General features: G+C 30.0%; 9 protein-coding genes. 3 read left to right on the plus strand and 6 right to left on the minus strand.

Annotated features, from left to right (window positions below; all coding sequences use genetic code 11):
• Nucleotides 1-86 precede the first annotated feature (86 nt).
• The 3 genes from AACZ53_RS03165 to uvrC form a co-directional block, all read right to left on the minus strand.
• Nucleotides 87-1,247 carry a homogentisate 1,2-dioxygenase gene (locus AACZ53_RS03165; RefSeq protein WP_339834687.1) on the minus strand — a complete coding sequence of 387 codons (1,161 nt, stop codon included), beginning with the start codon at nt 1,245-1,247 and terminating at the stop codon, nt 87-89.
• Nucleotides 1,248-1,420: 173 nt separating this feature from the next.
• Entirely contained in the window at nt 1,421-3,679 is a 2,259-nt protein-coding gene (locus AACZ53_RS03170) for a patatin-like phospholipase family protein (protein ID WP_339834690.1), read from the minus strand.
• Between the two features lie 4 nt (nt 3,680-3,683).
• The gene (gene uvrC, locus AACZ53_RS03175; RefSeq protein WP_339834693.1) at nt 3,684-5,483 is read right to left on the minus strand and encodes an excinuclease ABC subunit UvrC; all 1,800 of its coding nucleotides are present in this window, start codon (nt 5,481-5,483) and stop codon (nt 3,684-3,686) included.
• Nucleotides 5,484-5,585: 102 nt separating this feature from the next.
• On the opposite strand from uvrC, the gene AACZ53_RS03180 reads away from it, so the two are divergent.
• Genes AACZ53_RS03180 through AACZ53_RS03190 form a run of 3 tightly spaced genes read left to right on the plus strand, consistent with a single transcriptional unit; the run spans nt 5,586 to nt 8,412 of the window.
• On the plus strand, nt 5,586-6,560 hold the full coding sequence (locus AACZ53_RS03180; protein ID WP_339834696.1) for a succinylglutamate desuccinylase/aspartoacylase family protein: 975 nt from the start codon (nt 5,586-5,588) through the stop codon (nt 6,558-6,560).
• 57 nt (nt 6,561-6,617) lie between these two features.
• Complete coding sequence (locus tag AACZ53_RS03185; RefSeq protein WP_339834699.1) at nt 6,618-7,868, plus strand: pyridoxal-dependent decarboxylase; 1,251 nt, start codon at nt 6,618-6,620, stop codon at nt 7,866-7,868.
• Nucleotides 7,849-8,412 carry a 5-formyltetrahydrofolate cyclo-ligase gene (locus tag AACZ53_RS03190; RefSeq protein ID WP_339834702.1) on the plus strand — a complete coding sequence of 188 codons (564 nt, stop codon included), beginning with the start codon at nt 7,849-7,851 and terminating at the stop codon, nt 8,410-8,412. Before AACZ53_RS03185 ends, AACZ53_RS03190 begins: the two co-directional genes overlap by 20 nt.
• Here AACZ53_RS03190 and AACZ53_RS03195 read toward each other — a convergent pair.
• From AACZ53_RS03195 to AACZ53_RS03205, 3 genes are all read right to left on the minus strand, one after another.
• Nucleotides 8,409-9,014 carry a lipoprotein signal peptidase gene (locus tag AACZ53_RS03195; protein WP_339834705.1) on the minus strand — a complete coding sequence of 202 codons (606 nt, stop codon included), beginning with the start codon at nt 9,012-9,014 and terminating at the stop codon, nt 8,409-8,411. The two genes, AACZ53_RS03190 and AACZ53_RS03195, sit on opposite strands and share 4 nt — an antisense overlap.
• Nucleotides 9,015-9,109: 95 nt before the next feature.
• Nucleotides 9,110-10,444 (minus strand): DUF5689 domain-containing protein, encoded by a 1,335-nt coding sequence (locus AACZ53_RS03200; RefSeq protein WP_339834708.1) that lies wholly within the window; start codon nt 10,442-10,444, stop codon nt 9,110-9,112.
• A 21-nt stretch (nt 10,445-10,465) separates the two neighbouring features.
• Nucleotides 10,466-13,343: TonB-dependent receptor (locus AACZ53_RS03205; RefSeq protein ID WP_339834710.1), on the minus strand; the 2,878-nt coding region annotated here is incomplete at its 5' end.

Here is a 13,343-nt window from a genome sequence, read left to right on the forward strand (position 1 = left end):
TTTATTGTCTAATACTATTCTTTCAAAATTCTATTATATTTTAAATTTGAAAAGTGTTTTCTCTTTTCTCTCTATTTTTTATTCTTTCATTTATCTAACCAAGATTGAAAATACGTTTCATCTGCAATCTTCATCGCTTCTTCTGTGACCATTAACGGTTTAAAAGTGTCTACCATAACGGCTAATTCTTTTGTTTCCGTTTTTCCGATACTTCTTTCTGTTGCACCTGGATGTGGTCCGTGTGGAATTCCAGCAGGATGAAGGGAAATATTTCCGGGTTCGACATCATTTCTGCTCATAAAATCACCATCAACATAATATAGCACTTCATCAGAATCTATATTACTATGATTGTACGGTGCAGGAATAGAATCTGGATGATAATCGTATAACCTTGGTACAAAAGAACAAATCACAAAAGCATCGGTTTCAAAAGTTTGATGCACTGGTGGTGGTTGATGTATTCTTCCGGTAATAGGTTCGAAATCGTGAATAGAGAAAGCATAAGGGTAATTATATCCATCATAGCCTACAACATCAAAAGGGTGAGAGGCATAAACCATTTCTATGATTTCATCTTTCTTTTTTACTTTTATAACAAATTCACCTGATTCATTATTAGTTTCTATTTCATATGGACGACGAATATCTCTTTCACAAAAAGGAGAATGTTCTAAAAGTTGTCCAAACCAGTTTCTATAGCGTTTTGGGGTATAAATTGGTCTACGAGATTCGACAATAAAATGACGATTATCTTCTGTATCAAAATCCATTTTATAGATGATTCCTCTTGGAATAATTAAGTAATCACCATATTTGAAATCTATATTTCCATAAATAGTTCTGAGTTTTCCAGATCCTTTATGAATAAAAATCATTTCATCTGAATCGGTATTTTTATAGAAATATTCTGTGGTTTTGTTTTGTGGTGCAGAAAGTACAATATGACAATCTGAATTTGTAAGCACAATTTTTCTACTTTCTAGGAAATCTTTTTCTGGACTTACTTGAAAACCTTTTAATTTGTAGGATTGGATATTGTTTTCTTTGGCAATTTTTGGTGCAACGCTATATTGTTTTTTAATTTCTTTTACTTGCGTTGGTCTTTGTTCGTGATAGGAGTTTGTTGACATTCCATCAAATCCTACTGTTCCAAATAGTTGTTCATAATATAAATCGCCATTTGGTTTGCGAAATTGTGTATGACGTTTAGGTGGAATTTTTCCTAAGGTGTGATATAGTGGCATTTTCTTTTTGTTTAAAAGTTTAAAAGCTTAAAAGTTTGGTTATCCATAACTTTAGTGAACAATCAAAAAGAATTTACTTCATTCAGGATTTCTCTTGATGAGGAATTTTAAGTGTGCTAATAAGTTGTCCCATTTTTTCATTACACAAATATCGGAAAAATAATTGATTTTATTTAAAACCAGTACCCAATACTAAACCAAGTATAATGATCTCTTGTCTCGGGTGACCAAGAATGTTTAATTTCTATAGGTCCAATTAACGAATCATAACCATACCCAAAGGCATAACCAGAATACTTTGGTTGGGAAAACCAACTTGTAGATTCGAAAATTCTATTTCCAAGATTGGCATAATTAGCTGTAAAATTAAAGTAATTCTTTTTAAAAATCTCATATTCTAACATTACAGATCCTTTAATATAACTACTTCCAGACAAACTAAGGTAATCATACCCAACAAAGTGCTGAAAATTATTAATTTTATTATAGCCGTAACCTCCCAAAATAAAATCAAAATAAGGTGTCGTTCTCTCTCCGATAATTGAACCTAATTCTGATTGTAGTTTTACTGATAATTTTTGATAAAATGTTTTTACTATTCCAACATCTCCTTTTATGGTTGAAAAACGTTCGAAGTTGTTGTTAAAATTTGAAGAAAATAAATATGATTTTATTTCTCCATTTATGTACCAGCCCGATTTTGGAAAATATTTTTTATCAAAAGAATCATATTTAATAGTACCAAAAACAGAAAAGTAATCGCTTTTGTCAAAAACTGGTGTTATATTTTGTAAAGTTGGAGATTCAATTTTTAAATGTTTTAATTCTACTCCTGTTCCAATTAAAAACAACTTACTAAAAATTGTTTCAACAAATATTTGATTTGAAAAATCAGAAAAATCTATATTAATTGAATTAATATCTAAGTTTGTTAAAGTAGTTCCGTCGTTAAAATCGTTCTGTATGTTTTTATTAAATGTGTTTAATCTTGAATTAATTCCAAAACTCCAATAAAAACCATTATCAATATAATAATCAAAATTATATCTAAAATTATCTCCAAGCGCAATATCTAAAGAAGCTACATCATTTTTAGAAAGTAATTTTTTTTGTGTAAGATTGACTAATAATGCACTTTTATATAAATCATCATAATGTAATCCGAATTTGATAAATGTGTTTATTTGATTTTCTTTTAAACTGAATGTTAAATTGTTTTTGTCGTCAAAACTGTATAATATTGATGCAAAATTATCTGTAGCATTTAGTCCATTTATCCCTTTTTCAAATTTTTTAAAAGTAATTTTATTGTTTTGTTTGAAATTTAGCTTACCCAGAACATAGGCTCTTGTATAATTATTAAGACTATTAATACTAAGGTTTTTTATAGTAATTGAATCATTAACTTCAATTTTTTCTTTCTGAATGTTATTTTTGGATTGAAGTTTAACTAATTTCTCTGTTTGATTAACCGCTGCTTCTTTACCTTTTTTAATGATTTCCTCACTTTTGTCAAAAGATAGAACAGACATGCCTTTTACATCTGGTTTAATATAAACATCGGTTAAAAGTATTTTATTGTGCATTTTTTCAATAGTATTAAAATTTGAAATTTGCATTAAAACACTTGTCACGCTTTGTAATTCTAATCTATCTTTTAAACCCTCTTGAACATCAACACCAATTATTATATTGGCACCCAATTTTCTAAGTTCTTCTACGGGGTAATTATTTTTGACACCTCCATCAACTAGCAATTTGCCATCAAGTTCTACTGGATTATAAAGTGTAGGCAAAGCTCCACTAGCTATCATAGCCTCAGATAAAGTTCCTTTCTTTAATAAAACTTCATCACCCGTTTCAATATCTGTTGCTACACAAAAAAAAGGAATAGGCAATTTACTAAAATCTTTTATATCTCTTACATGATAAGTTAATTGTGATAAAGTATTGAAATTATACATTCCTTTGGACAAACCCCTTGGAGAAGAAATCTTAAAATTTTTAAAAGGTAAGGTCAAAATATACAACTCATCGTTCTTTTTTTGATTAAATCCTTTAGAACTTCTTGGTACAAAATCTTGAATCAACTTTTCAACGTCCATTTGAGAGAAAGCATATTCAATTTCTTTTCCAGAATAACCAGAAGCATATAATCCCCCAATTATTGCGCCCATGCTTGTTCCACCAATATAATCAATTTTAATGTTGAGAGAATCTATAACTTTTAAAACGCCAATATGAGCCAATCCTTTTGCTCCACCACCGGAAAGTACTAATCCGATTTTTGGTTTTTTTATAGAATCTTGAGCATAAGTTGAAGAAGAAAAGAGAAGAAAGAAGAAAGAAGAGAGAAATATAAAAGCATAAGGCTTCAAGAGAAGTTTATTCTCCTTTTTCTTTGCTTTTATTTCTATGTTGTTAATTTTCAAAATTTTAATTTTCTTTTACTTTGTAAAATTCGGTAATTTTTTTGGCTTTTGAAAGTCCTATAACATCAGAAATTTCTTTTTCTGATGCTAATTGCAATCTTTTAACACTTTTGAAATGTTTTAGTAACGTTATCATGGTTTTTTCTCCAATTCCTGGAATGGATTCTAGTGAATTGGTTAAAGCAGCTTTACTTCTTTTATCACGATGATGTGTTATTCCGAATCTATGTGCTTCATTTCTCAGAAATTGAATTATTTTCAAGCTTTCAGATTTTTTATCTAAATATAGTGGAACAGAATCACCAGGGTAAAAGAGTTCTTCAAGACGTTTTGCAATTCCGACTATGGCAATTTTTCCCCTTAAACCTAAATCATCTAGACTTTTTAACGCTGAAGACAACTGTCCTTTTCCACCATCAATAATAATTAACTGAGGTAAAGGTTGGTTTTCATCCATCAAACGCTTGTATCTTCTGTAAACAACCTCTTCCATGGAAGCAAAATCATCTGGACCTTCAACCGTTTTAATATTGAAATGACGATAATCTTTTTTACTTGGCTTTCCATCTTTAAAAACCACACAAGCGGAAACCGGATTTGTACCTTGAATATTAGAGTTATCAAAACACTCAATGTGTCTAGGTTCAACCGAAAGACGTAAATCTTTTTTCATTTGAGCCATGATTCTATTGGTATGTCTGTCTGGATCAACAATTTTGATTTGTTTCAACTGATCCATTCTATAATATTTGGCATTTCGAATCGATAAATCTAATATTTGCCTTTTATCTCCTAATTGTGGAACTGTTATTTTTAAATTTTCACCTAAAGATAATGGGAAAGGCAAAATAATTTCTCTAGACAATAATTTGAATCGTTCTCTAAGTTCAACAACAGCAAGTTCTAAAAGTTCTTCATCTGTTTCTTCTAGTTTTTTCTTGATTTCCATTGTATGAGAACGCACAATTGCACCATGAGAAATTTGCAAGAAATTGACATAAGCCATAGTTTCATCTGAGACAATTGAAAAAACATCAATACTAGATAATTTTGGATTTAATACAGTAGATTTTGCTTGATAATTTTCTAAAACTTCAATTTTTTCTTTGACTTTTTGAGCAGCTTCAAATTGCATATCTTCAGCAAAAGCTTTCATTTGAATTTTGAATTCTTTCAAACTATCCTTGAAGTTTCCTTTTAAAATTTGACGAATAGCTTCTACTTGTTTGTGATAATTTTCTAAAGATTCTAATCCTTCACAAGGTCCTTTGCAATTGCCAATATGATATTCTAAACAAACTTTATATTTTCCTGATTTAATATTAGCTTGAGATAAATCGTAATTACATGTTCTTAAAGGATATAATTCTTTTATCATTTCTAAAATCGTATTCACAATTTTAAAATTGGTATAAGGGCCATAATATTCTGAACCATCTTTTGTAACTCTTCTTGTTGGAAAAATTCTAGAAAAAGGTTCATTTTTAATACAAATCCAAGGATAAGTTTTGTCGTCTTTTAATAGAATATTATAACGCGGTTGAAGTTTTTTAATTAGATTATTTTCCAACAACAAAGCATCAGATTCTGTTGCGACTACAATATGCCTAATCAAAACTATCTTTTTAACTAAAACACTAGTCTTATAATTATCATGATTTTTATTAAAATAACTCGAAACTCTCTTTTTTAGGTTTTTCGCTTTACCTACATATAAAATCTTGTCGTCTTTATCAAAATATTGATAGACACCAGGATTATCAGGTAGAGTTTGAATTTGAAGTTCGAGTGATGGATTGTTCATTTATTTATTTTGTAGCACTTAATCCACAAATTTACATAGATTTTTATTGTACTACTATTTTCTATTCTTGAAATTACTACTTTTAACACTTATTATAGGTTTATGAAAAAGAATAAAATTATAGAACTTTTAGGAGAAACAATTTTGCCTGGAGAAAGTAAAACCATAGATGTTGAAATTGCAAAATTACACACCATGACAAAGCTTAAAGTTCCTGTAATTATTGAGCGATCAAAAATAGATGGTCCAACGGTTTTATTTAGTGCTTGTTTGCATGGTGATGAAATTAACGGAACTGAAATTGTACGTCAAATTATAAGAAAAAAAATCAACAAACCTAAAATAGGAACCATAATTTGTATTCCAATCATCAATATTTTTGGATTTATTAATCAATCCAGAGAGTTTCCAGATAAACGAGATTTAAATCGTGTTTTCCCTGGTAGCAAAAATGGTTCATTAGCTAGTAGATTTGCTCATTTTTTGGTTTCAGAAATTATCCCAAAAGTAGATTATGCTGTTGATTTTCACGCTGGTGGAGCAAGTCGTTTTAATGCACCGCAAATTAGAATTGCACCCAATAGTCCAGAATTAAAAGAATTAGCTTCGGTTTTTAATTCACCTTTCACCTTATATTCTAAAAATATTTCTGGTTCTTTTAGAAATTCATCTACAAAATTAGGTGTTAAAATGTTATTGTTTGAAGGAGGAAAATCTTTGGATTTAAATGATATGATAACTGAAGATGGAATTCAAGGTTCAAAACGTTTTTTGGCACATTTAGATATGTTAAATCCTAAACTAGAAGCTATACTTAAAAATGAAGAAACCTTATTTATAGAAAAATCAAATTGGGTAAGAGCAAATTTTTCAGGAATGTTTCATGGATTAATAACTGTTGGTAGTTTTGTAAAAAAAGGAGATGTTTTGGCTATGATTTCTGATCCTTATGGAAAAGTAGAACACAAACTAAAAGCCCCAAATGATGGTTACATAATTAATGTGAATGACGCACCAATTGTTTATCAAGGAGATGCTGTTTTTCATATTTCCACTAAATTAGAAAGCCAAAGCTAACATTTATCATGTTTTAAGCTATTAAAAAAAGTTAGTTTTGTCCTCAAAACTAGCAAAATGCACTATTGGAAAAAGCTTTCACAAGAGGAAAGAAAAAACAGAATTGAACAAGCCCTTCAAAATAACATCAATTTTTCTACAGATATTTCACTGGGTTATCCTGCTTCAAAATTAGACGGACAAGTGTTTTATGATGATGCACCTTTCTTAAAAGACGCACCAACTTTACAAACTTACGTGGCTAATCCAAACAATATTGGCTGCCATACTTTTGGTGATTCTGAAAGTGCTTTTGGAGGCACACAAGAAATTGAAAGAGAAGTTTTAAATGTGCTTGCCGTAGATGTTTTTAAAGCAAAACCTAACGAATTTGATGGCTACATTGCTCCAGGTGGAACAGAAGCTAACATTCAAGCTTTTTGGATTTATCGTAATTTATTTATGAATGACTTTGATGCAAAATTAGATGAAATTGTTCTTGTTGCTTCAGAAGATACTCATTATTCTATTCCGAAAGGAGCTAATTTACTTCAAATTGATAGAATTAGTGTTCCAGTTCATTTTGAAAGTAGAGACATAGATGAAAATAAACTAGAAGAATTATTGCTTAACGCGAAAGCAAGCGGTAAAAAATATTTCATTGTAGTTTCAAATATGGGAACAACTATGTTTGGTTCCGTTGACAATCCTGAAACTTATACTTCCCTTTTAGAAAAACATCAATTAACTTATAAATTACATATTGATGGTGCTTATGGTGGATTTGTTTATCCGTTTAACAATCAAAATTCAGAAATAAATTTCAGCAATCCAAAGATAAGTTCTATTACAATTGATGCTCACAAAATGCTTCAAGCACCTTATGGAACAGGGATTTTTATTTGCAGAAAGAACTTAATTGAAAATGTAATCACCAAAGAAGCTAAATATGTAGAAGGCATGGATTTAACCCTTTGCGGAAGTCGTTCTGGAGCAAACGCTGTTGCCGTTTGGATGATTTTATTTACTTATGGTCCATTTGGTTGGTTTGAAAAAACAAGTGTTTTGCAAATGCGAACTCAATTTTTATTTGATGAATTGGATAAATTGAATGTAAAATACTTCAGAGAACCTTACATGAATATTGTAACGATTCAAGATGAATATGTACCTAAAGTATTAGCCAAAAAATTCCATTTGGTACCACAAGAACATTATGGAAAAAACAAATGGTATAAAATTGTGGTGATGAATCATGTTGAAGTCGAACATTTGACTATTTTTATAGCCGAATTAAAAGCGACTATGTATGTTGAAGAAAGAAGCTAGAAAAAAGAGCAAAGAAGCTAGAAAAAAACTTTCAGTTGAAGAAATTGAAGAAAAAAGTTTAGCTATTGCCAATCAATTATTGAAACTAGACATTTGGGGAAACACTTATTTTCATATTTTCTTACCTATTGAAGAACAAAAAGAAGTCAATTCTGAATATATTCTAACTATTTTACAAGCAAAAGACAAAGAAATTGTAATTTCTAAATCAGATTTTGAGACAACTTCAATGCATCATATTCTTTTAACTGATAATACTAAAATTAAGAAAAACGAATATAATATTCCTGAACCTATAAATGGTTTGTCCGTTCCAACAGAAATGATTGATGTGGTTTTTGTGCCTCTTTTAGCTTATGACAAGCAAGGAAACAGAGTTGGCTATGGAAAGGGATTTTATGACAAGTTTTTATCAGAATGCAAGCCTAATGTAATTAAAATAGGACTATCTTTCTTTGATCCAGAAGAATTAATTGAAGATGTATTTGAAACTGATATTAAATTAGATTTTTGTGTGAATCCTAAACAAATAATTAGATTTTAGTCTTCTATTGATCCAAAAGCTTTCTTATTGAAAACAATTAGAATTCCAACTCCAACAGAAATAGCAAAATCAGCTACATTGAAAATTGCATTAAAGAATGTAAATGATTTTCCCCCAATAAAAGGAACCCATTCTGGCATTGGATAATCTTGAATAAAAGGAAAATAAAACATATCTACAACTTCACCGTGAAACCAAGTTCCATAATTATCTTCTGCAAATAAAGTCGCTACTTGATGATAACTATCATTAAAAAGAACGCCATAAAACACAGAATCAATAATATTTCCTAAAGCCCCAGCAAAAATTAAAATTATAGCAATTATTAAGTATTTTGAACTATTTTTTTTAAGAGAATCTTGCAACCACCAAGCAATTCCAAAAACAGCAAAAATTCTAAAAACGGTTAAAATTATTTTTCCATAATCTCCAGGAATTTCTGCACCCCAAGCCATTCCTTCATTTTCTATGAAATGAATTCTAAACCATTCAAAAACGGGTACTTCTTCATTTAGGAAAAAGTTTGTTTTGATATAGACTTTAGAAATTTGATCAATTAATAAAACAAGAAAAATATAGAGGTAAGCTTTCTTTAAAGACATATTGATAATTTTGATTTGCAAAAGTAATGAATTTATCTAATAAAAAAAGCGACTCAATTGAGTCGCTTTAAAATAAATTGATTTATTTATAGGTTTTAGATTTTGGTAATTTTAACATTATCAATTTCCCAAGTAGAACTTTCTGTAGTAGTAGATGTGTATTTAAAACCTACATAAACAGCACTGTTACCAGCTCCAGTAAATCCTGTAATGTTTATTATACCAGAACTAGCCCATACATAATTACCTGTAGATAAATTAAATCCAGTTAATTCTGTCCAAGTTACTCCAGTTGCGTATGGACTTCCTGTACCTGAATAATTGTTAGACACATACGCTTGAATAGCATTTCCTGTAAATTTATATGCATTATCAAAAGTTAAATTAGCACCAGTTGTAATTGTAGATAAATCTTGTTTTGGTGAAATTAACCAATCTTCGTTTGCATTATTTGTCCCTGCATAACCAGACATTTTTACCATTCCACCTGGATTACCAAAAGTAGAACTAAAAGCCCATTCTTGCGCTCCAGTTACACTGAATTTAGTCCATTTTGTGCTAAAAGTTGTAGTGTTGTCAAATCCTTCATTTAATAAAGGAGCAAATCTAGTTTCAGTAAATTTAATATCACCCTCTCTTCTAATTACAAATTGATAATCACTATTATATTTAGTCATGATCCCTCTTAATTTTCCACTACCCGTTGCAACAGGTTTTCCAGCATAGTTAGAAAATTCACTAGTTCTAAAAATCATTGAATTTCCCTCTAAGTCAATTACACTATGATTTGTAGCACCACCAATAACATTTGTTGGGTCAAAATAAGTTGTAGCAATTGCTCCGTCAGAAAATTGAACACCATCAAGTTCGATTAAGACATTTAAATAAGCATCATTTTTAGCTTCGTTAATTGTAACTTGTTGCACTAAGTCTTCTTCACTCACAACTGTACAAGAACGATTTAATGCTTTTTTATATTTTGCTTCAGACAATCTTCCAACTGCTGGAGAAGATCCACCATTATAAATATCACCTATTAATCTTCCAATCGTAAAAGATGTTGGTGATTGAGTATACAAGTCCTTTAATTTAATTAATACTTTTCTTCCTGGCTCAAAATTTGTAAAAGTTGAAGTAACATCAACAGGCACACTAAATCCAATTGAACCGTCTAAAGTTTGAAAGGAAATTGATTTATAAAAATTCCCTCCTTCATCACTTGAAGTAACATAAGCTTCAATAATATCGTCTGTTGCATATTGAGTTAATGTTGCTGAAAATGGAATTTGTGACACTTCTTTGTTTTTAACTAATGAAGTTTCTGTACATCCTAAATAAGGAATGTCGTAATTGTCATCTTTAACACAACTGGTAAAAATACCAGAAAAAAGTGCTAAAATAAAAGCTGATTTTAAAATAGTAGTTTTCATATTTTTGCGATTTTTTTTAATTTAAAAATTTAAGTAACAGTTAACAAAGAAGTTTCTTCCGAAACCATAAAAATATTTAGATCCAAAAACTGGACTTCCAGATGCGGCATCTTGGTTTAAATCTCTATAAGTTGCATTTCTAGCTTGTTCAAAACCACCTGTTTTATAAGTGATATCGAATATATTATTTATAGAAGCAAAGACTCCAACAGTATTTCTGTTTTTCTTACTTATTCTCCAAGATTTTCCACCTTGTAAATTTACTAGCATAAAGCTATCAAATTTTTCTTGTTTTAACAATTCTCTTGCTCTTTCTTCTGTAGCTTCTGGATAAGCAAATCCACTAATATCAGTTGGGTTTCTAAAGAAGTTATTTGTTCTTGTAATTGGTGCAACATCAATGTAATTTGCATCTAAATAGTTAGCGTTTGCTCCAACCCACCAAAACTTAGGATCTCTATATTCTAAACCTAAAGAAACTGCTTGTTGTGGCATACCTGGTTGTCTTAAGCCTTTTAATTTAGACTCGCCAAAATTAGCAACTGGATAAGTATTCGTTGCAGAAGCTCTAGCATCAACATTTAAAGTAACATTTGGGTTATTATCATAAGTATATTCTCCATATGAAGCATTAACTAATGCTTTAATAGTTGAAGTTATTTGATATTCAAAACCAAATTCTGCTCCTATATTCTTTTTATCTAATCCAGTAACTGTTTCTGCCACAAAATTACTAGTTGGGTCAGTAGTATCGTCAGATCCATCATCAATTGAAACACCATCAGCAAAGAAGAAAGAAGTTTCAGTTGCATTTTTTATTTTAGAGTAAAACGCTGTAAATCTAACTTTTAATTTTGGTGCTCTAATAATATAACTAGCATCTAAACTTGAAACATTTTCACTGCTTAAACCTGATACAACATTATTATTTACACGAGAATTAGGAAAAGTATTTCTAATTGTTGGAGCTTTTGACATGTATAAACTATTAAAATTTAATAACTGTCTTCCTGAAATTTTGTATGTTAATCCACCTTTAAAACCAAAGTTTTCAAAAACAACTTTTTCACTTTTTCCAAATGAATTTGAAGGATAATATCCGTTTTTATACAAACCTTCTCTTTGGTATTCAGATCTTACAAAAGTTTGAGCTAAATAAAAATCAACTTTATTATAAGTAAATTTAAATTGAGTAAAAGCATCTAACGTTGTAGCATCAATATTATAGTTATACCCATAAGTATCACCTTCTACTACTTTTCTGTAAGGATTATTTAAATCAGAAATAGTTTGAGATTCATTATTTCCAAAAGTATTAATGTCTTCATAATATGCACCACCTAATAAGTCTAAAAGATTTTTGAAGTTATGAGATTTTAATTTTCTGAAATTAACTCCAGCATTTAAACTAACGTTTTCTGATAATTGAGCTCCTAATAAAGTGTTCGCAGCAAATGTTTTATCATCAGTTCTATCTTCATATAAAACATATCTACTTTGTGAAGCTGCTCTTCCAATTTCTACATTATCACCATTTGTAACTGGAATTGTATTAGTTAAATACATTGCATTCCAATTAATTTGTTGTTGAGTAAGAAAATTAGCATTAGCTGCTCCTTCATTATCTGGAATATTTACACCTCCAAGACCTCCTGGGTTATAAATATTTGGATCTAAAGACAAAGCTGTTGCAGGATCATTTTCATAATAAGATGTAAAATAACTTGGTAAGTTTCTATAATAAGTAGGATCTGGATTACTTACCCCTTGAAAATCAATTCTACTATTTCCAACAGATCCTGTTTGATAAGAAACGTTAGTATTTAATTTTACATTTTCGTTGATTTTCCAATAATGACTTAACATGTTTATTGGTTCATCCAAATCTTTAATTCTTGAGTTTCTTTGTTCACCGTCTTGGTAACCCCAATATGAATTATATCTTACACCCGCTAAGTTGTTCACTTCATTAGTGTTTGGCGAATTTTTACCTCTTCTATTTTTTGCATAGATAGAGGTGAAGTTTAAAGAGTGTTTGTCATTAAATTTCTTTTCAACACTAGCAAATAATGAATTTGCATTATAAGTAGTTCCTTCAAACGCTCCTTCTTGAGCCCATCTTCTTGAACCAGAAACCACAAATGCCCATCCGTTTTTATCAAATCCTGAAGCATGAGTTGCCATTGTTCTCCAGTTATAATTTGTATTAGAACTAGAAAAAGAAATCCTTGTTCCTGTTCTATAAAATGATGCTCTTGTATTAATTTCTTGAGTACCTAATATACCCCCAAACGTATAGTCTGATGGAGCCATACCCATTGTGAATTCTTGATTTCTTGTTGCATCATTTAAACCTCCCCAGTTACTCCATTGAGGTCTTCCATCATACATTTTGTTCATTTTAACACCATTGATCATGGTTTGCCCATACTCATTGTCCAATCCACGAATTCTGAATCGTGCTTGTCCCCAAGAAAATGCTGCTGCTTGTTGATAAGAATCTCTTGATGCTTGCAACAAACCCGATGTACTTTCAGAACCAGAACCATCATCATTTAAGTCATTATCTGTGATAGTAACTAAACTCAATTGTTGCTCAATTTTTACATCTTCTTCCATCATAACTGTTCCTAAGTCTAGTAATTCGTCTTTGGTTAATTCCAATTGAAAAACTTGTGTAGTGTAACCGTTAAAAGTAACAATCAATGAATGGTTACCTGAAGGAAGTTTGTTAAATTTAAAGGACCCATCTGCTCCTGACAATTTAACATCATTAGTACTTTCTATAGTTAATAATACATTTGTTAATGGTTTTAAAGTTTTAGAATCGATTACTTTTCCTTTTAAACTCGAGTCTTGACCAAAAACAACTAATGTAGGTATTAAAAACAAAATACTC

It is taken from the genome of uncultured Flavobacterium sp. (assembly GCF_963975005.1).
Classification (GTDB): Bacteria; Bacteroidota; Bacteroidia; order Flavobacteriales; family Flavobacteriaceae; genus Flavobacterium.

Bases quoted from the DNA above. Each gene is read 5' to 3' on its own strand.
- uvrC (WP_339834693.1), bottom strand. From the start codon at position 5,483: ATGAACAATCCATCACTCGAACTTCAAATTCAAACTCTACCTGATAAT.
- AACZ53_RS03165 (WP_339834687.1), bottom strand. From the start codon at position 1,247: ATGCCACTATATCACACCTTAGGAAAAATTCCACCTAAACGTCATACA.
- AACZ53_RS03195 (WP_339834705.1), bottom strand. From the start codon at position 9,014: ATGTCTTTAAAGAAAGCTTACCTCTATATTTTTCTTGTTTTATTAATT.
- AACZ53_RS03190 (WP_339834702.1), top strand. From the start codon at position 7,849: ATGTTGAAGAAAGAAGCTAGAAAAAAGAGCAAAGAAGCTAGAAAAAAA.
- AACZ53_RS03185 (WP_339834699.1), top strand. From the start codon at position 6,618: ATGCACTATTGGAAAAAGCTTTCACAAGAGGAAAGAAAAAACAGAATT.
- AACZ53_RS03200 (WP_339834708.1), bottom strand. From the start codon at position 10,444: ATGAAAACTACTATTTTAAAATCAGCTTTTATTTTAGCACTTTTTTCT.
- AACZ53_RS03180 (WP_339834696.1), top strand. From the start codon at position 5,586: ATGAAAAAGAATAAAATTATAGAACTTTTAGGAGAAACAATTTTGCCT.